Source organism: Selenomonas sp. FC4001 (assembly GCF_000701565.1).
In the GTDB taxonomy this organism is placed as follows: domain Bacteria; phylum Bacillota; class Negativicutes; order Selenomonadales; family Selenomonadaceae; genus Selenomonas_A; species Selenomonas_A ruminantium_B.
In genome coordinates, this window is sequence record NZ_KL370793.1 from 250,337 (window position 1) to 273,852 (window position 23,516).

Sequence of the window (23,516 nt, forward strand, 5' to 3'; positions counted from 1 at the left end):
TCATATCGAAAAAAATGCGCCACTTCCATAAGCGACGCATCTTTTTGGGGACTCAGCCCACCAGTTCATAACCTGCTTCAGTAATGACCTGCGCAAACTCCGTCTGGGGAATCTCCCGTTCAGCTGTTACCTTAGCCGTGCCGGCTTCCAGATTTACATCCACAGACGTAACCCCCGGCATCTTAGACAGCGCATCCGTTACATGCTTCTGGCAGTGTGCACACATCATACCTTCGATTTTCAGTTCTTTTTCCATAGCCATTTTTCTCTCTTCCTTTCTGTCCATTGCTGCTTCTTCTGCATTGTCCAGCGAAGCTGCCGTCACGGCTGCCTCCTGCTCCGGCTTAAAATAGCGCAGACGCAGGGCATTCATGACCACACAGACGCTGGACATACTCATAGCTGCCGCCCCAATCATCGGGGACAGCTTTATGCCAAAGGCGGGGTATAAAATGCCTGCCGCCAACGGTATGCCAATGATATTGTAAATAAAGGCCCAAAAGAGATTTTCCTTGATATTGCGGATTACGGCCTTGGACAGTTTGATGGCACTTACGGCATCCAAGAGATTGCTGCGGATGAGCACCGCATCCGCGCTTTCCATCGCCACATCCGTGCCAGCACCAATGGCAATGCCAATATCAGCCCGGACCAAGGCAGGCGCATCATTGATGCCATCGCCAATCATGGCCACCTTATGGCCCTGCTCCTGCAGCTTTGCAATATGGGCCTCTTTATTAGCTGGGAGCACCCCGGCAATGAATTTCTGCAGGCCTAACCGCTGACTGACCGCCTTAGCAGTGCGCTCGTTGTCACCGGTAAGCATGATGACATCCAGCCCCATAGCGGTAAGTTTGCGGATGGCTTCGACACTGGAAGCCTTTTCCTTATCCGCGGCAGCAATAATACCGGCCAATTCTCCTGCCACGGCAAAGAACAATAAGGACTTGCCTTCAGCCGCCCATTTCGCCACCAGCTCACGATGCGGCGAAATATCAATGCCCTGCTCCAGCATAAAATCTTCACTGCCAGCCAGACAGGGCTTACCCTGAGCCTGCGCCTGCAGGCCACGTCCAACGACCGCCTGAAAGCGTTCTACTTGCAAGTGAGAAATCTCTTTACTCTTTGCATAGGCCAGCACAGCCTCAGCCAACGGGTGTTCGCTTTGCGCCTCCATCCCCGCCGCCAAAGCCAACAATTCCTGCTCCGTTCTCGTAAACGCTGCCACATCCGTCACCACAGGTTTGCCCTCGGTGATGGTGCCGGTCTTATCCATAACCACGGTATCTACACTCTGCGCCACTTCCAATGCTTCCCCGGATTTAATCAGAATGCCATTTTCTGCACCTTTGCCAGTTCCTACCATGATAGCTACAGGTGTTGCCAGCCCTAACGCACAGGGACAGGAGATAACCAGTATGGATATCGCAATGGAAAAGGCAAATTCCACGCTTTCGCCCATGGCCAGCCAGCTGGCACCTGCCACAACGGCCAACAGGATAACCACTGGCACGAAGATGCCGGAAATCTTATCTGCCAGTCGAGCCATCGGCGCCTTGCTGGCGCTAGCTTCATCGACCAGACGGATTATCTGGCTGATGGCCGTATCGCCGCCCACCTTCTCGGCCCGGAAATGGATTGCTCCAGTCTTGTTCAAGGTAGCAGAGGTCACATGAGCACCTGCCGCCTTGAATACCGGCAGGCTTTCTCCTGTAATTGCCGACTCATCCACGCTGGTCTGTCCCGAAAGTACCACGCCATCGGCGGGAATCCGCTCGCCGGGGCGCACGATAATTTCATCCCCCACCTGCAGTTCTGCTGCCGGCACGGATATTTCCCGCCCCTCGCGCAGGATATTGGCCTGCTGCGGCGCCAATTCCATAAGCCTTGACAAAGCCGTTCCTGTTTTGCCCTTGGCTCTGGCCTCCAGATATTTTCCGACGGTAATCAGCGTGACAATCATACCGGCAGACTCAAAATAGAGATTGCGGCTGTATTCTTCCACCAGCGCCCAATCGCCATGTCCCATTCCATAACCAATGCGGAACACGGCAAAGGCGCCAAACAGCGCCGCCGCCATGGAGCCCATCCCCACCAGACTGTCCATGTTAGGCGTGCCCTGCAGGAGATTCCGAAAACCATTGATATAGTATTTCCGGTTCTCATACATAATGGGCAGAATCAACAGAAACTGGGCAAAGGAGAAAGTCAGTGCATTTTCCGCACCGTCAAACCACTCCTTCACCAGTGCCGGAACCGGCAGTCCAAACCAGGCTGCCAGCATCTGATGCATAGCAATATACACAACAGGAATGAGAAAGAACAACGACCACAGTAACCGTTTTTTCAAAGCTGCCGCTTCCCTTTCCAGAGGGGATTCTTCTTTTTTGGGAGCAGCATTTTCCTGTCCCTTGACACTCGCACCATAGCCGGCATTTTCCACCGCAGCGATGATGGCGCCTGCATCCAGTTTTCCTTCGTCATAAGCCAGCTGCATGGAATTGGTCAGCAGATTTACGCTGACATCTGCCGTCCCCTCCAGTTTCGTCACAGCTTTTTCGACTCTGGCCGAACACGCTGAACAGGTCATGCCGGTTATGGTGAATCGTTCTTTTTTCATAAGCCCATCACCTCACCATCTTGCTGAGCAGCATCACGAGTTCATCTACCACCGCATCGTCCCCCTCGCGAATGTCGTGAACCACACAGCCCTTGATATGCTGGGACAAAAGTTCCTTATTAAAAGCTCCCAAAGCCGCCTGAATGGCGCTGACCTGGGTCATGATATCCACACAGTAACGGTCGTCCTCCACCATGCGGCGGATGCCCCGCACCTGTCCTTCAATCCGGTTGAGCCGGGAAACAAGGCTTTTGTATTCCTTGCCCGCCTTATCGCGGTGCTTATGCTTTACCTCTCCACAGCAACAGCAGCCATCTATTCTATCCATAACTCCACCTCCTGGGAATCTTTCTCAAAAACATACCCCTTATGGGTATACATAATATACCCATAAGGGGTATCTGTCAAGCCATAGCTGACAGAAAAAGACGGCGGGAATCAGGATGCTCATCCCAGTTCCCGCCGTCTTTTCTTGATAAAGTTTCGGCATTTATTCGGTTCAAAAATATTCTTAGCTAAGTTTATGTCCCTGCCAGCGCCAGACAAGATAGCTTCCCAGAAAAGCCAGCAGCATTCCCGTCAGCACATCCGAGGGATAATGGACGCCCACATACAAGCGGGAGAAGGCCATCAACAGCGCAAAGACGAACACAGCATAGCGAATGGCTTTACACTCCCGCGACCACAGGAGAATCCAGGCTACGGAAAAGGAAGATACCGTATGGACCGAAGGAAAGGAATACGACTGTGGCGGCTTAACGAGCGGCACAAGTTCTGCTATATCCAGAAAGGGACGGGGACGCATCACGAGATTTTTGATGACTTCTGCAACGCCAACGCAGAGCAGGAAGGAAAGCCCTGCCACCATTCCCAGCTTGCGGGTTTTCGGATAGATGAGCAACAACAGCAGCAAAACCAGCCAAATAAGCCCATTGTCCCCCATAAAAGTAATGGCGCGGATAATGTCCGTCAGCCAGTCGCAGCGTATCGAATCCTGTATAAACAGCAAAATCATCTGGTCTAAAGTCATAGAAACCTCCCGTAATTTCCTAACGCCATTTTCGAAAGTCATTATTATAGCATGAAAGCAGATACATTTCTATGACAAATGTGAAGAAAACCGCGAGAAAAAGCAGCCATCTCAGGCAAAGTAAGTATAGAATCCGGCCCCGCCGTCAACGAACAGGGCCTGCATCTTCCTGTATCATAAAACGCTTATCTAAAGAATTCGCCCCGATAGCAGACGAATCCCCTTGCCCCAAAATTATTTTTATTTATCTATTGATTTTCATTCTCAATGATGCTATATTATATACAGGCTTTCGTTAAAGCTCTCCTAAAATATAATACACAGCAAAGAACCGGACGTACTGCTCATGCGTCCGGTTCTTTGTCTTATCATACAGGAGAAGGACACTCCTGTTCCCTATCAATTTGTGCGGAACTTGTTCACACTTTCTTTCAGGGAATCCGAGAAATTGGACAGCTCCGTACTGGAAGCGGCACATTCCTCCGATACGGCGCTGTTGTCCGTAACCACGCCCAAAATATCCGTGGACAGGGAATTGACGGCTTCCATCTTCACTTGCTGAGCGGCGCTCTGTTCTTTCAGCTTGCGGAAGGCTTCGTCAACCACCTCCGTATTCTGTCCGGTGCTGGCCAGAGAATCAGCAGCGGCATTGACCACCTGCGTGCCTCTGTCAATCGCCGACAGGGCCCGGCTGATGAGCTGCTGAATATTTTGCGTAGAATCCGCAGACTGTTCTGCCAGCTTTCTGACATTTTCAGCTACTACTGCAAAACCACGGCCAGCTTCCCCAGCTCTGGCAGCCTCAATGGAAGCATTCAGCGACAACAGCGCCGTCTGTCCGGTGATTTCATCCAACGTTCCCAATATGGAGCGGATTTCATTGGATGCATCGCTGATTTCCTGCATGGCAGCAACCACATTATTCATCTGTTCCTGCGTTGCCGCAATGCTGTTCTTTGTCTGCATACGAGCCGACAGGGCATTGTCCACCAGCGTATCCACTTTGGCATTTTCTTCTATGGCTTCGCCAATCTTATTCTGCAAATCCTGCACCGTTTCATTCTGGCTCATGGCACCTTCCGCCAGGCTCTGGGAAACCTTGGACACTTCCCCAGCACTAACGGCCACCATGCTGGCCATTTCCCCCATGTTCTGCATCTCCTGACAAAGGGTCTGGCGAATATGGTTGATATTCTGCTGAATCGGTGCGTAATCCCCAATGTACTGCATATCCGTAGTGCTGACCAAATCACCGCCCGCCATGGTATCCAGATTCCTTTCAATATCCTTGACATAACCCAGAATTTCCTGACGCATTTCGTTCAAGAGCTTGTACAAAGCACCAATTTCATCCTGACGGGGATAGCTGAATTTCTGCGACATATGGCCCTGTGCCAGTTGATTGACACTGCCTTCCAATGCAGACAGGGGCTGTACCACCCGGTCTTCAAACGTACTCGTCACCCGCTTGAGCACCAGATAGACTGCGGCAATGAAGGCCAGCAACAAGATATAGAGAATCACCGCCATCACATCCACCATGGTCTGGGCTGCATCCACCATGGCATTGGTCTTGTCAAAATAAGTCTCACTGACTTCCAGCAGGTGGGTTGGATTCTTCGACTGCTGATATTCGGCAATGGCCGGCTTCACTTCGCCCTGCCAATATTTTTCCACCTCATCCCGCTTGGCAGGAAAACTGCCAATATGCATACGGCTGCCCATCCCGGAAAGCAGTCCTTCAATCTTGGCGGTAGTCTTGCTGGCATCCGCTCCTGCTAAAACCTGCTTCACAATACGCTGACTGCCGCCACGCACAACACCGGCATCATTGACCAGTGCCACATAGCTGGTGAACAGGTACAGGCTGAAGCCCACAATGCCCACCACAGCCACCACCATGATAAAAACCCGCTTTAAGAGCTTACGAATCACTCCGGCAATTGTTTCTTGTCCATTCAATTTTCACACTTCCTTTTCATCCAATTTATCCTTATCATCTTATAAAATCCCCATTTTGACATATTATAGCAGGAAAAATCTCACCATGTTGTGACTCATGTTACATGCATGGTGAGATTTCATTGCTGTTTACGAAGCCTTGCTAATCTGTACCGCACATACCTTATACTCTGGTTGTTTGGAACCAGGGTCAAAAGCATCCAAGAGTACCTTGTTAATCAAGCGGTCATCTTCTTTATCGTGGAAGGACACATACACCAGCCCTGACATAGGCTTGCCGCGTCCATTGATTTTCGCCTTGAACTTGCAGGTTGCCCGGCGGGAGGTAATGTTGACCAAGTCGCCATCGCTGATACCTAAACGCTTGGCATCTTCTTCGTTGATTTCCACGTACATCTCCGGTGCCGCGTTTTTGAGTTCCGGCACATTTCCTGTCATGGTGGCGGTGTGCCAATGCTCCAGCATGCGGCCTGTGGTCAGGAAGAAAGGATATTCAGCATCCGGCATCTCCTGTGCATCAATCTGCGGCCGTGCATAGATAACCGCGCGATTGTTCTTCCGGCAGTAGAACTTAATGCCCTCACCCTTTTTCACATAAGGGTCATAGCCTTCGGCGTAGCGGATATAAGTCTCCGGTGAATTGTCATCCGGCACCGGCCAGGTGAACCCGTGACCTTCCCGCAGACGCTTGTAGGACGCCATCTGCATATCCGTGCCTGCCTGACATTTTTGGTATTCTGCCCATACCTCTTCCGGGGTCTTAAAGGGCACCAATTTTTCAAAGCCCATGCGTTTGGCAAAGTCAATGATGGTATCCAAATCCGGCCGAGCTTCTCCTGGCGGGTCCACCGCTTTGGCGATATGGTTGGTACGGCGCTCGCCATTGCCGTAAATGCCTTCCTTTTCCATCCAAAGAGCTGCGGGCAACACCACATCCGCCAGTTCCGAAGTACGGGTGGGATGATAGGTTTCCGACACCACCAGGAAGGTCTTTTCCATGCCGGGACGATAGTAATTGAGATTGGGCAGGGACTGACCAGGATTGGTGGTCATGACCCAAAGGCATTTGAGGTCGCCGGTAACCGCCGCCTTGAACATTTCCAAAGTATGGTATCCCGGCTTAGAGGGCAGCGTTCCCTTGGGTACCCCCCAGATTTCTTCCAATTCGTTGCGATGCTTCTCATTGGCCACAAACCGATGCGCCGGCAGGATATGGGATAGACCACCGGTCTCACGGACACTGCCACAGGCACTGGGCTGCCCTGTAAGTGAGAACGGCGTATTGCCCGGCGTACAAATTTTACCCGTCAGCAGGTGGAGATTATGCACCAGATTGTTGGCCCATACACCGCGGGTCCGCTGATTGAAGCCCATGCACCACATGGACATGGTCTTGCGGTTGGGGTCAGCAAAGAGCCTTGCCACTTCCCGGATAGTTGCCGCCGGAATCCCGCAGGCTGCCTCGACTTTCTCCGGCGCATAATCCTGCAGGAAGGCCTTGTATTCATCATAGGTCAGCTTGTCGCTGGCCCCCTTCATAAATTCCGTATGGTCCGCAATGAATTTCTCATTGGTCAGCCCTTCGGTAACGATGACATAAGCCATGGCATTCATCAGCGCCAAATCACGGCTGGGAATGAAGGGCAGATAATAGTCCGCAATATCAGCCGTACGGGTCTTTCTGGGGTCAGCTACGATAATCTTGACATTTGGGTCGCTGTTCTTCCGGTCAATAATGCGGGAGAACAGTACCGGATGCGCTTCGGCAGAATTAGAACCAATCAGGAAGAAGGTATCTGCCGACTCAATGTCAGCATAAGTACCCATGGGTTCATCAGCGCCGTAGGTAGTCACAAACCCGGCCACTGCACTGGCCATACAAGTACGCGGATTGCCTTCCACATTATTGGTGCCGATACCAGCCCGGAATATCTTCTGCATGGTGTAAGTTTCTTCGGCATAAGTCTGCCCGGAACCATAGAATCCCACAGAATCCGGTCCATACTTCTCAATGGATTCCTTGAACTTCGATACCACCAGATTCATGGCTTCATCCCAGCTGGCCTCCACCAATTTGCCGTCTTTCCGAATCAGCGGATGCAACAGTCTGTCCGGGGTATTCATAATCTTGGGCAGCAAGATGCCTTTAACGCAGAGTCTGCCCTTATTTACCGCACAGTCCGGGTCACCCTTTACGGCCACAATCTTGCCGCCGGTAACCCCTGCCAGCACACCACAACCGGTGCCACAGTAGCGGCAAACACCTTTGACCCATTTTTCCGCATCTTTCTGGTCAACCGGGCCTTTATGGGTATCCCGCTTCGTTCCGCAGCCTGCTGTAAACATGGCCGCTGAAATAGCCATGGCCTTCAAAAAATCTCGTCTGGTAAACTTCATATCCATAATCGACCCTCCTTAAAGCGACCCCATGGCATCCAGATGACAGGTATAGCAGCGTTCACGGCTCGGCAACGTCTTGTTCACAGCGTCATTATGCACAATACCCGTATGGCAGGTAACGCAGTTCATACCGTTCTCAAAATGCTTGGCCGTATGTGGGTCTTTGCGTGGCCCTGCAATTTCTGCATCCTTGATTTTATCCTGATGGCATTGGTAGCAGTTCACCTCATTGGTGTTATGCACCTTAATGGGGTCAGGAATATTGCCTGTCACATGCAGGAACAGTTCCTTGGTGCCCTTCATCTTGGACTGTACCATTCCGGTAAAGCCCGGCTGTTCATGGCAATCCGCACAATCCACATTCTTGTGGTTGGAATGCTTCCAGGTCACATACATAGGGTCCATCTCATGGCAGGTCTCTCCACAAAAAGGGCTCTGATTGGTGGCCTCAATCATGCCGTAAGCCCCTGCAAAGGCGGCGATGCAGACAAAGCCCGCTATGGCTAGATGTTTCAGTTTAATCTTTTTCTCTCCTAAACTCATAGTTCTCCCTCCTCCTTGGTTATCGGCCTATTTCTTCGTTTTCCCTTTTAACGTATACCCAATTGCTCCTTCTTGGCAAACATCTATGCAATCACCGCAATTTGTGCAGAGCATAGAATCTTCCCACTTGCCTCTCTCAGGAGCCGTTCCCATGGAACATACGACTGCACACTTGCCGCAATGGGTGCATTTTGACGCATCCACCTGCACGGCCAGCAGCCTCCTGCTGCCTAACACCCCGTAAAGCGCGCCTAACGGGCATAACGTACGGCACCAAATTTTCTGCCCCCAAAGAAAGGCTGCACCTACGACAAAAAGCAACAGCACCATTTCCAGTCCCACGCCAAAGAGCAGCATCCGCATCAAGGCAAAAACGGGTGACACCGTATTAAAAACCGGCAATGCCGTAACGAGCGACAATATCAGCGTAATTCCCAAAGCCGCTAAAGGATATTTCTTTTCCTGCAACGGCTTCTTTTTCTTCACCGGAATCAGCTCTAAGAGAAAATTCAGCGGACAGACAAAGCTGCAAAACAATCTACCGCCCAGCACGGCTGCCACGGTCAAAGGCAGTGCCGATACCATCAGCGGCATCAAAAGGCTCCTGCCCGCCAGTGTAATTTCCAGTGCCGTCAAAGGGTCAGTCAGGGCCACCCCCAGCAAATCCGCCGAAATGTATGTACCATACCAAAAAAGGTCCACATACCAGATAGGCAGGAGTAGTACAATAATAAAGAAGATTTGGATAATTTTGCGAATTACTTTTACTGTCATCTTCATCCTGCCCCCCTTATTCTTTTCTCGGCTTCACGGTTGCCGCCTTTTGCGGGCTGGCAATGCAAACGTATTCGCAACGCCCGCAACCGGTACAATAATCCGGGTCCACCGTGGGGTACTTATAATTCTCCAGCTTTATGGCTTTGTCATAAAACGGACAATTCGCATGACATACCCGGCAATCTTCCCCTTTTCTGGCCAGGCAGATATCTTTGTCAATCTCTGCCAGCCCCATGCGTACCTTTTCCTTGGCGACAGGCTTCAAGGCGCCTGTCGTGCAGACCTCCGTACATTTCATGCAGAGGTCACAGTAGCCTTCCACAGGCACGATATAGGGGGTACCAATGGCCAGCCCCTGTTCCCCATGCGCTATCTTGATGCAGCCCAACGGACAGACTTCCGCACATTTCCCACAACGGGCACAAGTTGCCAGAAACAGTTCTTCAGGTTCAGCTCCCGGGGGACGAATCAAGCCTGTTTCTGCCTTTCCTGATTTGCTGTTTTCCAGAAAAAGCCCCAACAGACCGCCGCCCAGCAGCATCTTGATAAGAGACCGCCTTTCCATAAACGCCCTCCTTTATGTGATTTTTGTCACCATTACTATTATTATATCTGATTTAACCACCTGCTTATGTTGCCAGAGTCACCAGCCGCAAACTATTTTTCTAACGCCATGGCTTCATCTTCTGTTGTGATATAACTGGGATATACCCCCAGCACCCCTTCCATGCCTTCCATCTCCAAGCATTGCTTGTGCAGCTCATTGATATCAGCACTCTCCACCAGTACAATCAGTTCCCCGCTCGGTGCCTTACTCTCCACGCTGACACCTGGAATCTTCGTCAAACTCATGCGCAGATTTTCCTCCGCACCATTCTTCATTTTCAATAAAACACTTCCCATGGCCATAAACAATCATCCCTTCACTTATTATTGCAAAAATAGTCAAACTCTTTCTCCCATTCTATGCTATTTCCCATCATTTGTCACGCGGAAAAATTCACCGCCCCTGAGCACCAACCACAAGAGCGGTCACATTCTGCTGGAATATGCCGTCAAAAATGGCCCAGCAAATCCTAAAACGAAAACCGCTGACTCGTTGTGAGCCAGCGGTTTCTTTTGTCAGGCGTGACGCTTATCGGTTGTTTTGCTGATTGCCCCAGTAGCAGCCACCATGTCCCCCACGGTGACGACGGCCGCAGTAATAGCCATCATCTGACTGGCTCCCATCTGCCTGCCAGCAGTAGCCGGGACGATAATTATCGGAACCTGTGCCCGTTTCTGCGGCCATGGCAGGCACAGCACTGGCGATAATCAAACCGGCAGCAAGGGATGCAAATATCTTTTTCATCATGAAAACCTCCTACATAACTCTGCTTGTTGATGCTTTCATTATGCCATACATTTGTGACGAAAATGTTACGATTTTAGAAAAAAATATTTTTTGCCGCAGGGGATTTTTTCTGCTAAACTGTAGGCAATCACGAGGAGGGATGTACATGACACGGCTTTTGATTGCAGATGACAATGCTGCCATCCGGGAGATACTAAGCATCGCCGCTAACGCGGCAGGTTTTGATACCGTTCTGGCCATTGACGGCGAGGACGCCTGGCAGAAATTTTCCAGTGGAGATATTGACCTGATTCTGTTGGATGTAATGCTGCCCAAAATGGACGGCTTTGCCCTGTGCCGCAAAATTCGTCAGGAATCGGCGGTGCCCATCATCATGATAACCGCCCGCGGTGACGATTATGACCGCATCATGGGGCTGGATTTAGGCGCCGACGATTATGTGGTCAAGCCCTTTTCCACCGCCGAGGTCATGGCCCGGGTCAAGGCCGTGCTGCGGCGCTGGCAGAAGGACGCGCCCGCTGGCGATAATCTTACCTGCGGCAATCTTTGCCTGCATGAACAGCAGGGACGAGTAGAGATTGAAGGTTCCCCCCTGCCCCTCACCCACAAGGAATACGACCTGCTGCATTTATTTCTGACCCATCCGCAGCAGATTTTTTCCCGGGAACAGCTGCTGGATTTACTCTGGGGTTATGACTACAGCGGCGACACCCGCACCGTGGACACCCATATCCGCCGCCTGCGGGCCAAGCTGGATAAAGCAGGACTTGAGGGCGGCAGCATAGCCACTGTCTGGGGCCGCGGCTATCGCTGGGAACTTGGAGGCAGCAAGCCATGAAACAATCCCTGCTCAAGAAAATGCTGCTGTATTTTTCCGCGGTGCTATTGCTTTTTTCCTTGCTAATGGGCATTGTCTTTTCCCTGCTATTTGCCCGGCACAGCCAGGAAATCCATCAGGAGGAAATGCAAAAGCGTGCTTTGGCGCTAGCGGCGGCGATTCCTGCCATGGAAGAAGCCACGAAAATTTTGCAGGCCGAAGATGACAGCTCCGCCAATACCAGCAGGCCGGCCGTAAATTTCTCCGGCAGAGGCCACAGACGTCATGGCTCCATGATGCAGCAAGGGCAGGGCTGGTGCCGCAGACAGTACAGTGAACCAGACAATAACGCAACGGCTTTTTTCCAACAACTCAACGAACTCGGCGAAGGCGAGGTCTGGCTGGTATCAGCGGGCAGCCGTATGATTCGTTCTTACGGCGCTGAAAATAAAGATATCCTGACCGACCTGCCGCCGGAAGCCGAAGAACTCATTGCCGAAGTGCTGCAGGGTCAGGCCGTTCATAGCCGGGCCTTTTCCCCGCTTCTCGGAACTCCCGCCATAACCGTTGCGGCGCCCATCTACCAAAACGGCCGAATAAGCGGCGCTGTGCTATTGCATCACTCCCTGAAAAATATGGAAGCCAGTCAATGGCAGGGCATACGCCTTTTGGCTCTTTCCCTGCTGCTGGCGCTATTGCTCACAGCCGTGCTGGCTGCGATTCTGGCCAGACACTTCACCCGTCCTCTGCTAAAAATGCAGCAGACGGCCCGCGCCTTTGCCAGCGGAGATTTGACAGCCCGCACGGGCATCCATCAGCAGGACGAGATTGGTCAACTGGCCGCCGACCTCGATACGCTAGGCGCGGAACTGGAACAATCCCGTACCGAGCGGCAGGATTTTCTGACTGCCATTTCCCATGAACTGCGCACGCCGCTGACCGTTTTGCGGGGAACCCTCGAACTTCTCTGGCAGGATTTAACGTCCACACCAGAGCAAAAAAGCCGCTGCCAAGAGCAGGCCATGAGCAGTCTGACCACTTTGGAACGGCTGGTGGGGGATTTATTGGAGCTCACGCGGCTGCAAAATCCCGGTTTTACTCTGCAAAAGGAAACACTTGATATCACCGAGGCTTTTCAAGATGCCGTGCGGCAAATGCAGATTATGGCAGCAGCCAAGCAGATTAAAATCGTCACGGAATTCCACCAGCCCCAGATTATCGAGGGCGACTATGGGCGTCTGCGGCAGCTGCTCGTCATTTTGCTGGATAACGCCGTAAAATTTTCTCCTGAAGAAACTTCCATCATCGTTGCGCAGGAAATCACGCCCCAAGGCTGGCAGTTCAGCGTAACCGACCAGGGCTGCGGTATCCCACCGGAGGAACTTCCCCATATCTTTGCTAAATTCCGCAGCAGCCGGGGACAGGCAAACCGGCAGGGCACCGGCCTGGGCCTGGCCATCGCGCAGGAGATTGCCCAGCGCCACGGGCTACAGCTGGCCTGTGAAAGCCAAATCGGCCAGGGCAGCAAGTTCATCATCATCGCGGAATAAGAAAAATCTGCAAGCACCAAAACGCTTGCAGATTTTTTTATTGCTTATTTTCACTATACTTTTTTGCTTCTTCGCGCTGCTTCTTCCGCTGATGATAAAGCTCATGGCGTTTTCTTGCTGCCTCAAAAGCTGCTTTTTGCTCTTCCGTTTCCAGCTCCAGTGGTGGAACAGTCATGGGCCGACCATTTCGGTCCAAAGCCACCATGGTAAAATATGCAGACAGGGCATGCTGCGGCCCCTGATCTGCCTCCAAAACTTCTACTTCTACGTTGACAGCCACTTCCATGGAGGTATGGCCTACATAGATGACTTCAGCGGTACAGGTTACCAAATCGCCAATAAGAATCGGCGTATGGAATTCCAGTTCATCCACCCGGGCGGTGACCACATTGGAACGGCTGTACTTGCGCGCCGCCGCATAAGCCGTGGAATCCATCATCTTCATCAATTCACCGCCATGAACATTGCCATTGGGATTGGTCTGGCTGGGCATCATAACTTCGCTCAAATAAATCTTCGTTGACATAAGGCCTCCATTCTTTTATCTCACATAATGTTATCTACTATTGTAACAAATTTGTTTCCATTCACAGTAACATTTATGACAATTTAACTTTTCTTGTGATTATATCAGTTTGGTTATGCAATTGTATGTGAGTAAATTACAAAGCACTGTTGCCGAGACAATGTCCTTATTTTTGACATGTCAATTTTTCAGTTTACATTTTCAGCATATGGAGGAATCAAGCCCGGCAAAGAGCGTACTCATGGGGGCGGGGAATCGCCAGCGTAAACTTTGTCTGGAAAAGGATACCAGCAATCAGCTGATTGCGCAACGTATAGTAAACCTCCGCCTTACCACCGGCCTTTATCCAATAATCCCCATGCACATCAAAGCGCTGCTCCCAGCTAAAATGGTCTTCGCTCTTATCCGTAACGATATTAACGCCATCACAGGGCATGCCATTCAAGGTACAGTCCTCAATACGCTTGTAACACTGTTCGGCCGAGCTGTCTGCAGCAGCTGCCTGTTCCTCCCCAAGCCCATAGGCGATGGCCTTCAATTCTTCCAGCCGCTCTTCGTGACCAGTCAAAATTTTGACTGTCAACTCTGCATAGCGTTTTTCCACGCTTTCAATGCGGGCACTGATCCAGCCATGAATATTGGCCTCATCAATGATTTCCTCCAACGGGCGGTTCTCATCATCCACAAAACTCATGGCCGAATCCAACCAGCCTGACTGCTCGCCTTTGACGGCAACGCGCCGCAACAGTTCCTCCTGCATTCTGATTTTATCATACATCCAATAATGAATCGGTCCTAAAAATGCACTCATACTATTACCTCCAATTATCGTTAATGTAATCAATATACCGAAAGAACAAGTAAAAGGCTGTAAAAAATGTTACAGGGCTACGAATTCAGCAGTAAATCCCGCAGGACTTCATTGTGGGAGCGGCGCTTTCGCGTAGCCGTTCCGAGCAGGCAAACCGAATGGTATTTGCCGTACCTTTCCTTGAAATGTGCAACGCCATCCCGCTTGCGGATGATTTTCTCGTACTCACGGGCATAATCTTCCCAAGGCATATGGTATTTGGTATATAAATCCAACAGTTCCCTGTCAGGCGCAAATACCACATCATGAATATAGTCCGCACCGGTAAGCTGCGGTACAAAGAACGCCAAATCCTTCTTTTTCGTAAAACCACAAAGCTGCGAGGTATTCCCCTGCCGTACATCCAGCATTAAGTCCGCCTTGTTCCGCACTAAAGTCTGGAAAAAATCTGCCGCCGAAGTCTCATAAGCACTCAATAGAAAAATTTTTTGCCCTACTTCCAAACAACGTTCCACAAAAATCACCTGCCATACTAATTTTCGCTTTCAGTATAGCAGGTGATAACCAATGCTTATGTAATTTTTCTTACGGAAGGCCACTTTTATTTATTTGACATATGTCTAAAATATGTTATAATTTCATTAAGACATATGTCAAAAATCATGGAGGTTAGAGAATGAGCAGGCCATTGAAGAAACGGCGTGTCTGTGCCCTGCCGATTAGTTCCTGCTTTAAGCCGGAAATTGACACAGAGCATCCACCCGTATACATTTCTCTGGAAGAATATGAATGCATTCGTCTCATGGATTATGAAGGCATGGGACAGGAGGAATGTGCCCAAAGCATGGGCGTTGCCCGTACAACCGTACAGGCACTCTATGCGGCAGCCCGCAAGCGGATTGCCGGCTGCCTGGTCGAAGCCCGCCCGCTAATCATTACCGGCGGTAACTTCGAATTGTGCCCCGCTTGTCAGCATAGCCGCCATCCCGTGAGATTCACCAGACAGAAAGGAAGTAACACCATTATGAAAATTGCTGTAACCTATGAAAATGGCCTTATCTTTCAGCACTTTGGCCATACCAGCCAGTTCAAAATCTATACCGTAGAAAACAATCAGGTACAGGATTCCCATATTCTGGACAGCAACGGTGCCGGTCATGGCGCTTTGGCCACACTGCTGCAGGATGAAAAAATCGATACCCTCATCTGTGGCGGTATCGGTGGCGGTGCCCAGAACGCACTGGCTCAGGCCGGTATAACCCTCTATGGCGGTGTACAGGGTGAAGCCGATAAAGCCGTGAGTGATTTCCTGGCCGGCAACCTTGCCTATGACCCGGCTGTACATTGCAACCATCATGGCCATGGCGAAAACCATACCTGCGGCAGCCACGGCTGCGGCGGTCATCACGCATAAACCGATAAAAATAAATCACCTGCTATCCAATGGTTCGTCATTGGTATAGCAGGTGATTTTATTTGCTTATTTAGCTTATTTAGCTTTCTTGTTTTTTTCTGCTTTGGCCGCTGCCGTGTCATACCATTCCTGCACAACAGACAATGCCTCAGCATGCTCTTCTACCGGCGTGGCCTTGTAAAGATTACTCTGCTGGCCCTCGCGTTTTTCGAGCACATAGGTTGTCCCTTTGCGCTGGAAGAAGTACAGCTCTGTTTTATCCCTTGGAATCGTCAGTTTTACATAATCGCCTTTAAGCGTCGTATCGCCCTTGACCATCTCATAGGTATTGCCATAGAGAAGTTTTTCGCCAAAAGGCAGCGACCAGACACCCTCCCCGGAACAATCTGCCGCAGACTTCTTCCCCAGCGAATATTTCGTTCCTGACCGGTAACTGAGGTTGGCCAGACAGATGCCAATATTGCTATTGTCAGCAGTCAGCGGCGAAAGCCCCGGATTATCCTTCAGGAAATTCTTCCGCACATCAGACCAGGCCCAGGCAGACAGCTTGCTCCACTGCTCCTGGTCCCGCTTCATGGCTTCTGGCGTCTCCCGCATATAACGCACATCCGTGGGATGCTCGAAAATGAAATAGCCGCCTTTATCATCCCGGGCAAAGAGCGTTCTACCCGACATATCTCCACAAAGCATCTGCTTGAGCTCGGCTTTATTCACCTTGCTGATGGCAAAGAGCCAGCCCGCTCCGGAACATTCTCCGGCCGCCTTGTGGGACGCTTCTATTGAAGCTTTTTCTGCAACGGAAAAGAGCCGCTTGCCATCCTGGAATTTTGTCTGCGTCAGCACAAGCTTGGCATATTTTTGCGGCAGGCACAGGCGGTACTCTGCATGTTCAAACACGCGGGGTACCGGATAGAACTGCACAGTTTCTGCAGTTGCCTTGACCGCGGCCTCGCAGCCTCCCCATGAGCCCATTAAAACACAGGCTGCCAAAGATGCTGCTGTGGCCATTTTGCCATATTTCATCTGTCCTCATCCTTTCCATAAAATAACCCATAAGCATCTATATCGGTTATTCTACAAAGGATGTTTTTTCCCTACCACTTTTTTAACGGCCGAAAATAGTTTCAGGTTAGAGCGCCGGACGGACTTCGCCAAACACTTCTTTATGTTCGTTGATTTTCTCCTGCCCGCCGAATACGCAAATCACATTCTGTTCCATGCAGTCTTTGACCATATCTGCCAGCTTCTGCACATCCTTCTGCCGGGTATCGAGGATTTCATCCCGGGACTTCTGACGGTCCGCTTCGGTAATGCCTCGCAGCCAGCAGGTAGCCGCGGCACTGCCCTTCATCTGGGGCGTCAACGGCGTATCGATATTGCTCATGGTACCGATGATGTACTTATCCATCTCCCGCTCAGAAGCTGCAAAATTTCTGAGGTAATCCGCTGTGCCGTCAAACACCGCGAGCGTCTCCGTCAAATTTGGGTCGCGATAGGAACCGAAATACATCATGCCATTGCGGTTGAAGCTCGTGAACGCGCCATAGGCACCTCCCTGCACGCGGATTTTCGTCCAGAAGTAATCGTAGCGTAGAATGGTTTCCAGCACATGCATGGTCCCCGTGAACGCATGGCCCAGTTTCAGGAAGTTCGCACCCTTGCCGACATACTGCACGCGACTGGAGGAAGTCAAGCCTTCATTCTTAGCCTGCAAATCCCAATGGTATTCCTGCGCCGGGTAGGTTTCCGTCCCCAGTTTCTGCTGGAACTTGTCAAATTCAGCTGCAAATTCATCATAATGGGCAGCCCTGTCCGTCACGCTGACAATGAGATTGTTGCGGGTAAAGAGTTTTTTTGCCAGCTCGCTGAGCTTGGCGCTGATGGCCGGAAGATTGGCGGGGAAGTCAGAGAGCAGTCCCTTGATAAAGGGATAGAAGGGCAGGCCGCCTTCGTCAGCATAGCGGCCGGCAGGAGTCAAATAACCGGCCAGACGGGCGCTGACCACCTGATGGGCACTGCGCTGAAGATTCAGCTCAATGGTGGCCTGTTCCTGTTCCAACAGCTCCCGCATGCGCTTTTCGTCGCTGAATTTGCTGCTCATGAGGATTTCCTGCAGCAGTTCCAACAGCTGCGGCAGTTTTTCCCGCAGGACCTTGGCCTTTACCTTGAACTTCGGCGTGGAAGAATCCGGCTCATTCATCTTCGTATAAGTAACCATATCGTAGGTGATGCCGCCGGTATGGAGATTCTTGCGATTGGCCAGTTCCCCATAGGTGCTCGTTTCCGTGTCCACATTGCCGATAAGCTCACTCAACAGGAAAGCATAGGGAATATCTTCCTGCGCCACCACCTGCGCGTCAAAGAGCACACTCAAATAGGTGATACCGCTGGTTTCCACATCGCTGAACAGAATCTTCGTCCCGTTCAAATCCTTTTCTTCGAGAGGCAGCTCATAGGCCTTGCGGCGGATATCGCTAAGCTTTAGCAGCGGAATCGTCTTTAAGGCCTCTTCCGTGTCCTCACTCTGCTGACGTTCCTTCAGGGCCTTGTTGTCAGCAATCAGCTGCTGAATTTCGGCCGGACTCAGTTTTGCCTTGCAGGCGGCCAGTTCTTCCACCTGCTTCTGCTCACGCTCTGCCGCCATGGTCTTGGACGGGGCCATGGTGATGAGCGCTGCGTGATTGTTGTTCAGGAAGTAACGGCGGATGAGTTCTTCAAAATAGCCATTATCTAGGCCGTCCTTCATGGCCTTAATGGCCTCTTCATAGCCAAGTACACTTTCCGGTGCGCCGTCATAGAGCCAAGTCTTCATCACGCGAATGCCATAGATAAGGCCCTTGGGCGCAGAACCGAAGTCGGATTCGCGCAAGCGGAATTCGAGCAGGTTAATGGACGCTTCCAGGAGCGTGCGGTCAATGCCCTTATCGGCCAGCTGCTGCAGGGTATCCTGCACAATGCTGTAGAATTTATCGACCCGGTCGGCCTCGGAATTGCTGATGACAATGCTGAAGAAAGGCTGCAGCATATCATCCTCGAAGGAAGAATCCACATCCTTGCCCAGCTGGGCATCAATCAGCGCCTTGCGCAAAGGAGCCGCCGGCGTTCTGAGCAGGGCATGCTCTAAGATTTCCAAGCCCATCATATCGACGGGATTCAAAGATTCCCCCGTGACCCAGTTCAGGGACAGGAAGGTCTTTTCTGCCGTGTCCTCATCCGGGCTGGCCGGATATTCCAGCGCCTGACGCTGCAAGCCGGCAAAAGGTGCCTGCTTTTCGATATGGGAGTCAATGGCAATGCGGTCAAAATGGGACAGATATTCCTCGTCCAGATAAGCCAGCTTTTCTTCAATATCCATATCACCATAGAGATAGATATAGCTGTTGCTGGGATGGTAGTAACGCTGATGGAAGTTCTTGAACATCTCATAGGTCAGCTGCGGAATGGCCTCGGGGTCACCGCCGGATTCATAGCCATAGGTCGTATCCGGATAGAGCGCAGCCATAATGCGGCTTTCAAGCAAATCATCCGGTGCCGACAGCGCACCCTTCATTTCATTATAAACGACACCACTATATACCAGCGGCGCATCAGCGCTGTCAATCTCGTAATGCCAGCCCTCCTGCATCAGAATCTGCGGGTTTTCCAGCATGGCCGGATAGAATACTGCATCGAGGTATACATCCATAAGGTTCTGGAAGTCCTTGTCGTTGCGGCTGGCCACCGGATACATGGTCTTATCGGGATAGGTCATGGCATTGAGGAACGTATTTAAGGAACCCTTCACGAGTTCCACAAACGGTTCCTTCAAGGGATACTTGCGGCTGCCGCAGAGCGTGGAATGTTCCACAATATGGGCCACGCCTGTATCGTCAAAGGGCGGCGTGCGGAAGCTGATGGAAAACACCTTGTTATCATCATCATTCTGCAGGAAGAACAGGCGGGCACCGCTCTTTTCGTGCTCCATGGTCCAGGCAATGGAGCTGGTCTCCTTGCTTTCGCTGCGATTTATAATCTTAAATCCATGAATATGGTCATTCACCTTCACAAAATCACTCCTGTAATTGGCATCAAAATCTACTATTAAACAACATAATATTATATCACTGTGTGAGCATGCTCTCAAGTTCCTCACGGGTAACGGCATAGGTACCCAAGCGGGTCACTACGCGGCTGGCAGCCAGATTGGCCATATAAGCGCCCAAGGCTGGCGGCAGCCCGCCGGCCAGTGCCATGCCAAAGACAGCCGTCACCGCATCCGTTGCCCCCAATACATCAAAGAGTTCCTGGGCGGTCGTGGGAATATGCACCGTTTCATTTTCCCGTACCAGCACCATGCCTTTCTGCGAGCGGGTGGCAATGATGTTCTTGATATGGAACTTGCGCATGAGATAATGGCAGGCCTTCTCCACGGCGGCATCCTCGTTTTCAATGGGCTGCAACAGGGCATTGTTAATGCGCTTGAGATTGGCCACCACATAATCGGCATTGCGGTAGTTTCCCCAGCAGGCAGAGCTTAAATCCACCACCACCGGCACCCCATGATTATGGCACTTTTCGATAATCCAGCTGCAGGATGCATCGGTGCAGGCGCCGTTCGCATGGTCGGAGATGATAACGCAGTCCAGACTTTCGCTTAATTTCTCCCCGATATACTGCTCGAAGCGGGCCATATCCTGCAGCTCGACCGCCTGATTCGCCTCGAAGTCCAGACGGAACATCTGCTGATTATTGCTGACGATACGCACCTTGGTCGTCGTGGGACGGCTCGTGTAGATAAGGCCGCTGGCATCGATGCCATAGTGCGCAAATTTTTCCACCAGACTCTCGCAGTGGGAGTCCTTGCCCACGAAGCCGGCAATGCTGACCTTGCAGCCGAGCACCGCCAAACTGTAAGCGATGTTGGCGCTGCCGCCCAGCTTTTCCGATGATGAGTGCACCCGCGTGACGGGCACAGGTGCCTCGCCGGATATACGGGTAACCTCCCCATAGTAATACTTATCCAGCATGATATCTCCGACCACCAGCACCTTGCACTGGCTCGGTTTCGTGGCCAAAAATTCCCGTAATCGCTGCCCTTCCATACTGCCGCCTCCTTATATTCTGTAACATATTCATACATTCGCGGTGAAATAGGAAAATCCTCCTATACAACTTTACACTTATCTACTATCAAAAGACAGAGATTCATGCTATAATGATAGACAAGCAGTTATTATACATAAACAGATAGGAGATGTTGCGCTATGATGGCTTTGAACTTTCAAGCCGCCAAGCATAAGAAAATGTTGATGGAACGCACGAAAAATTGCACTGTGCGCTTAGGCGATGTCAGCCAGCTTTATCCCGAGGGTTCCATTGTCTGGATTACCACCGGTGTCAAAGGCGAGCCCAAGCACAAACTCTATCCGGCTTATCTCGACAAAGTCCGGGTAAAGACCATGGGCACCCTTACCTCCAATGATTTGGGCCATCAAAATCCCGAAATCAACTCCCAGGAGGAACTGGTAGCGGATTTTGAAAAAATTTATAAGCGCCGGATTCTTATGGAAGACACGGTAACCGTCATTTACTTCACCGAAGTCCACGAAGATTTGTAATAAAAATACGCTTGCTCACGAGCAAGCGTATTTTTGTGTCTAAAAGTCAGTGCTTGGCGCTATGGCAACCGGAACAGCCGCAACCGCAGCCGGAGCTTTCATTGCCACAGCAGTCATTGTGCCCCGTGCGGAAGTTGTTGTACACATGCCGCAGGGCGAAGAACAGGGCAACCGCCAGGATTGCTCCTACCACATAAGTTGCCATAAGGATTCCTCCAATCAGAAGCCCAGGAGGCGGCCAATCTGGTAAACCAGCAGGGATACTACCCAGGCAATCACAAACATGTAAACAGCGGAGAAGCCCATCCACTTCCAGCCGCCAGCTTCTTTCTTAATCGTACCCAGAGCCGTTACGCAAGGCGTGTAGAGCTGGGAGAAAATCATGAAGGCGAAGGCGGACAGAGCCGTAAAGCTCGTTGCCATGCCCGTCTGCAGCAGAGTGCCAGCCGTTTCCACAGCTTCTTCCGCTTCCGTGGACACATCAGCAGCACCATAGAGAACACCGATGGTTGCTACCACAGTTTCCTTAGCCATGATACCGGAGAGCAGAGCAGCACCGGCTTCCCAGGTGGCAAAACCATGGAAGACAAAGAGCGTGCTCATCCAGTTGCCCAGCGTTGCCAGGATGGATTCGTTGATTTCGCAGGGGCCTTCGAAGTTGTAGTTAGACATTACCCAGAGAAGAACGGATGCGGCAAAGATAATGGTACCGGCTTTAATGAGGTAGCCCTTGCCCTTGTCCCAGGTTTCCAGGAGAACCATCTTCATATCCGGCATACGATACGGCGGAAGTTCGAGCAGGAACGTGGAACCGCCATCCTTAAACACGGAGCTGCCGAGGATTTTGGCAGCAACAATCGCCATGACTACACCGATGATGTACATCGCAAATACCACATTCGCAGCATTATCCGGGAAGAACATGGCAGCAAACAGCGCCATAATCGGCAGTTTTGCACCACAGGTCAAAAACGGTGTAACCATGATGGAAACCATGCGGTCTTTTTCCGAATCCAAAGCGCGCGCACCCATAACGGCAGGCACAGCGCAGCCAAAGCCCATCATCAGCGGCATAACGCCTTTACCCGTGAGGCCGCAGCGGCGCATAATCGGGTCCATGATGAAGGCGATACGGGCCATATAACCCGTGCCATCGAGGAAGGACAGGCAGAAGAACAGCACGAAAATCAGCGGTACAAAGGTCAGCACGGCACCCACACCGGCGATAACGCCATCGCAAACGAGGGATACCATCCAGTCAGCCACACCAGCTGCTTCCAGAGATTCCTTGGCAAAGTCGAGGAAATCTTCATTGATGGCTGCATCCAAAGCATCGGCAATGGGCTGGCCAATCCATTCAAAGGTGATGTTGAACACCGCATACATGATGCCGAGGAAAATCGGCAGCGCCAGAATGCCATTAGCCAGGAACTTATCCATCTTCTCAGACATATCCGAGCCGACGCTGTTAACGGTAACGGCATCAGCCATAACCGTATCAATCAAAGCATAACGGGCTTCGATGATTTCTTCGTTCTTCTGGTCATCGCTCTTGCTGCTGGCTTTGATTTCCTGCACCTTGGCGATATGGGCTTTGACCCTATCGCTGGGCTCGTAGTTGTCCATCACCGTGCTGGTGAACACATCCAGCAGTTTCTTGGTGCTCTTGCTGCTGCGGCCAATGCTTTCCACCACGGGCATGCCGAAGGCATCTTCCATCTTACGGCAGTCCACCTTGATGCCGCGGCGTTCCGCATCATCTTTCATGTTGAGGTCGATGAGCACAGGAATCCCCTGCTCCAACAGCTGCACCGTCAGGAACAAATTACGCTCGAGGTTGGAGCTGTCCACCACATCCACCACAAGGTCAAGTTTATTGTTCAGAAGATAGTCGATAACGATTTTTTCTTCCGGAGAACGGGCATTGATGCTGTAGGTACCCGGCAGGTCCACAATGGAAATGGCTCTATCGTTATGACGGGTATAACCGACCTTCTTATCGACCGTAACCCCTGGCCAGTTACCGATTTTCTGACGGGCGCCAGTGAGTTCGTTGAAAATCGTGGATTTACCGACGTTTGGATTGCCGGTAAGTGCTACTGCTAATGTTGACAT

The 23,516-nt window shown here is 51.3% G+C and carries 22 protein-coding genes; 4 read left to right on the forward strand and 18 right to left on the reverse strand.

The genetic code is table 11. The annotated features are described in order from the left end of the window. Positions 1–52: 52 nt before the first annotated feature. The 10 genes from T320_RS10840 to T320_RS10885 form a co-directional block, all read right to left on the reverse strand. Complete coding sequence (locus T320_RS10840; RefSeq protein WP_037355683.1) at positions 53–2,620, reverse strand: heavy metal translocating P-type ATPase; 2,568 nt, start codon at positions 2,618–2,620, stop codon at positions 53–55. A gap of 7 nt (positions 2,621–2,627) precedes the next feature. Continuing rightward, positions 2,628–2,948, reverse strand: coding sequence for a metal-sensing transcriptional repressor (locus T320_RS10845; protein ID WP_037355685.1), 321 nt, complete (start codon positions 2,946–2,948; stop codon positions 2,628–2,630). 183 nt (positions 2,949–3,131) lie between these two features. Continuing rightward, positions 3,132–3,650, reverse strand: coding sequence for a phosphatase PAP2 family protein (locus T320_RS10850; protein WP_037355691.1), 519 nt, complete (start codon positions 3,648–3,650; stop codon positions 3,132–3,134). A 399-nt stretch (positions 3,651–4,049) separates the two neighbouring features. Next, entirely contained in the window at positions 4,050–5,612 is a 1,563-nt protein-coding gene (locus T320_RS10855) for a methyl-accepting chemotaxis protein (protein WP_037355692.1), read from the reverse strand. 129 nt (positions 5,613–5,741) lie between these two features. Beyond that, a complete protein-coding gene (locus T320_RS10860; protein WP_231465893.1) occupies positions 5,742–8,015 on the reverse strand; it encodes a molybdopterin-dependent oxidoreductase in 2,274 nt (757 codons plus the stop codon). Between the two features lie 12 nt (positions 8,016–8,027). Then, entirely contained in the window at positions 8,028–8,555 is a 528-nt protein-coding gene (locus T320_RS10865; protein WP_026761092.1) for a cytochrome c3 family protein, read from the reverse strand. 27 nt (positions 8,556–8,582) lie between these two features. Next, positions 8,583–9,329 (reverse strand): 4Fe-4S binding protein, encoded by a 747-nt coding sequence (locus tag T320_RS10870; protein WP_081824838.1) that lies wholly within the window; start codon positions 9,327–9,329, stop codon positions 8,583–8,585. A gap of 16 nt (positions 9,330–9,345) precedes the next feature. After that, positions 9,346–9,897: a 4Fe-4S dicluster domain-containing protein gene (locus T320_RS10875; protein WP_037355694.1), complete on the reverse strand. Its 552-nt coding sequence runs from the start codon at positions 9,895–9,897 to the stop codon at positions 9,346–9,348. A gap of 92 nt (positions 9,898–9,989) precedes the next feature. After that, positions 9,990–10,220 carry a chaperone NapD gene (locus T320_RS10880; protein WP_255327097.1) on the reverse strand — a complete coding sequence of 77 codons (231 nt, stop codon included), beginning with the start codon at positions 10,218–10,220 and terminating at the stop codon, positions 9,990–9,992. Between the two features lie 247 nt (positions 10,221–10,467). After that, positions 10,468–10,686, reverse strand: a complete 219-nt coding sequence (locus T320_RS10885; RefSeq protein ID WP_156032824.1) for a hypothetical protein — start codon at positions 10,684–10,686, stop codon at positions 10,468–10,470. Between the two features lie 145 nt (positions 10,687–10,831). On the opposite strand from T320_RS10885, the gene T320_RS10890 reads away from it, so the two are divergent. Both T320_RS10890 and T320_RS14995 read left to right on the forward strand, forming a co-directional pair. Continuing rightward, positions 10,832–11,524, forward strand: coding sequence for a response regulator transcription factor (locus tag T320_RS10890; protein WP_037355700.1), 693 nt, complete (start codon positions 10,832–10,834; stop codon positions 11,522–11,524). Continuing rightward, positions 11,521–13,053, forward strand: coding sequence for a sensor histidine kinase (locus tag T320_RS14995; protein WP_037355702.1), 1,533 nt, complete (start codon positions 11,521–11,523; stop codon positions 13,051–13,053). The genes T320_RS10890 and T320_RS14995 overlap by 4 nt, the downstream gene beginning before the upstream one ends. A gap of 37 nt (positions 13,054–13,090) precedes the next feature. Here the strand turns inward: T320_RS14995 and T320_RS10900 are convergent, their stop codons facing one another. The 3 genes from T320_RS10900 to T320_RS10910 all read right to left on the reverse strand — a co-directional run bounded on the left by T320_RS10900 (position 13,091) and on the right by T320_RS10910 (position 14,866). After that, entirely contained in the window at positions 13,091–13,579 is a 489-nt protein-coding gene (locus T320_RS10900; RefSeq protein WP_037355704.1) for an acyl-CoA thioesterase, read from the reverse strand. 217 nt (positions 13,580–13,796) lie between these two features. Further along, on the reverse strand, positions 13,797–14,390 hold the full coding sequence (locus T320_RS10905) for a hypothetical protein (protein WP_037355706.1): 594 nt from the start codon (positions 14,388–14,390) through the stop codon (positions 13,797–13,799). 77 nt (positions 14,391–14,467) lie between these two features. Then, positions 14,468–14,866 carry a DUF488 family protein gene (locus T320_RS10910; protein ID WP_197019424.1) on the reverse strand — a complete coding sequence of 133 codons (399 nt, stop codon included), beginning with the start codon at positions 14,864–14,866 and terminating at the stop codon, positions 14,468–14,470. A 200-nt stretch (positions 14,867–15,066) separates the two neighbouring features. Here T320_RS10910 and T320_RS10915 point away from each other — a divergent pair, with 200 nt between their 5' ends. Next, positions 15,067–15,804, forward strand: coding sequence for a DUF134 domain-containing protein (locus T320_RS10915; protein ID WP_037355708.1), 738 nt, complete (start codon positions 15,067–15,069; stop codon positions 15,802–15,804). A 75-nt stretch (positions 15,805–15,879) separates the two neighbouring features. On the opposite strand, the gene T320_RS10920 is transcribed toward T320_RS10915, so the two are convergent. From T320_RS10920 to T320_RS10930, 3 genes are all read right to left on the reverse strand, one after another. After that, positions 15,880–16,827, reverse strand: a complete 948-nt coding sequence (locus T320_RS10920; RefSeq protein WP_037355709.1) for a hypothetical protein — start codon at positions 16,825–16,827, stop codon at positions 15,880–15,882. A gap of 106 nt (positions 16,828–16,933) precedes the next feature. Beyond that, positions 16,934–19,849 carry an insulinase family protein gene (locus T320_RS10925; RefSeq protein ID WP_037355710.1) on the reverse strand — a complete coding sequence of 972 codons (2,916 nt, stop codon included), beginning with the start codon at positions 19,847–19,849 and terminating at the stop codon, positions 16,934–16,936. A 55-nt stretch (positions 19,850–19,904) separates the two neighbouring features. Then, complete coding sequence (locus tag T320_RS10930; RefSeq protein WP_037355711.1) at positions 19,905–20,885, reverse strand: bifunctional heptose 7-phosphate kinase/heptose 1-phosphate adenyltransferase; 981 nt, start codon at positions 20,883–20,885, stop codon at positions 19,905–19,907. Between the two features lie 162 nt (positions 20,886–21,047). Here T320_RS10930 and T320_RS10935 point away from each other — a divergent pair, with 162 nt between their 5' ends. After that, positions 21,048–21,401, forward strand: coding sequence for an ASCH domain-containing protein (locus tag T320_RS10935; RefSeq protein WP_014424653.1), 354 nt, complete (start codon positions 21,048–21,050; stop codon positions 21,399–21,401). 46 nt (positions 21,402–21,447) lie between these two features. On the opposite strand, the gene T320_RS14690 is transcribed toward T320_RS10935, so the two are convergent. Both T320_RS14690 and feoB read right to left on the reverse strand, forming a co-directional pair. Then, positions 21,448–21,606, reverse strand: coding sequence for a FeoB-associated Cys-rich membrane protein (locus tag T320_RS14690; protein WP_155266750.1), 159 nt, complete (start codon positions 21,604–21,606; stop codon positions 21,448–21,450). A 14-nt stretch (positions 21,607–21,620) separates the two neighbouring features. Continuing rightward, the gene (gene feoB, locus T320_RS10940; protein WP_037355712.1) at positions 21,621–23,516 is read right to left on the reverse strand and encodes a ferrous iron transport protein B; all 1,896 of its coding nucleotides are present in this window, start codon (positions 23,514–23,516) and stop codon (positions 21,621–21,623) included.

Coding starts and splice junctions, on each gene's coding strand:
- T320_RS10840 (WP_037355683.1), bottom strand. CDS start 2,620: ATGAAAAAAGAACGATTCACCATAACCGGCATGACCTGTTCAGCGTGT.
- T320_RS10845 (WP_037355685.1), bottom strand. CDS start 2,948: ATGGATAGAATAGATGGCTGCTGTTGCTGTGGAGAGGTAAAGCATAAG.
- T320_RS10850 (WP_037355691.1), bottom strand. CDS start 3,650: ATGACTTTAGACCAGATGATTTTGCTGTTTATACAGGATTCGATACGC.
- T320_RS10860 (WP_231465893.1), bottom strand. CDS start 8,015: ATGGATATGAAGTTTACCAGACGAGATTTTTTGAAGGCCATGGCTATT.
- T320_RS10865 (WP_026761092.1), bottom strand. CDS start 8,555: ATGAGTTTAGGAGAGAAAAAGATTAAACTGAAACATCTAGCCATAGCG.
- T320_RS10870 (WP_081824838.1), bottom strand. CDS start 9,329: ATGACAGTAAAAGTAATTCGCAAAATTATCCAAATCTTCTTTATTATT.
- T320_RS10875 (WP_037355694.1), bottom strand. CDS start 9,897: ATGGAAAGGCGGTCTCTTATCAAGATGCTGCTGGGCGGCGGTCTGTTG.
- T320_RS10885 (WP_156032824.1), bottom strand. CDS start 10,686: ATGATGAAAAAGATATTTGCATCCCTTGCTGCCGGTTTGATTATCGCC.
- T320_RS10890 (WP_037355700.1), top strand. CDS start 10,832: ATGACACGGCTTTTGATTGCAGATGACAATGCTGCCATCCGGGAGATA.
- T320_RS14995 (WP_037355702.1), top strand. CDS start 11,521: ATGAAACAATCCCTGCTCAAGAAAATGCTGCTGTATTTTTCCGCGGTG.
- T320_RS10900 (WP_037355704.1), bottom strand. CDS start 13,579: ATGTCAACGAAGATTTATTTGAGCGAAGTTATGATGCCCAGCCAGACC.
- T320_RS10905 (WP_037355706.1), bottom strand. CDS start 14,390: ATGAGTGCATTTTTAGGACCGATTCATTATTGGATGTATGATAAAATC.
- T320_RS10915 (WP_037355708.1), top strand. CDS start 15,067: ATGAGCAGGCCATTGAAGAAACGGCGTGTCTGTGCCCTGCCGATTAGT.
- T320_RS10920 (WP_037355709.1), bottom strand. CDS start 16,827: ATGAAATATGGCAAAATGGCCACAGCAGCATCTTTGGCAGCCTGTGTT.
- T320_RS10930 (WP_037355711.1), bottom strand. CDS start 20,885: ATGGAAGGGCAGCGATTACGGGAATTTTTGGCCACGAAACCGAGCCAG.
- T320_RS10935 (WP_014424653.1), top strand. CDS start 21,048: ATGATGGCTTTGAACTTTCAAGCCGCCAAGCATAAGAAAATGTTGATG.
- T320_RS14690 (WP_155266750.1), bottom strand. CDS start 21,606: ATGGCAACTTATGTGGTAGGAGCAATCCTGGCGGTTGCCCTGTTCTTC.
- feoB (WP_037355712.1), bottom strand. CDS start 23,516: ATGTCAACATTAGCAGTAGCACTTACCGGCAATCCAAACGTCGGTAAA.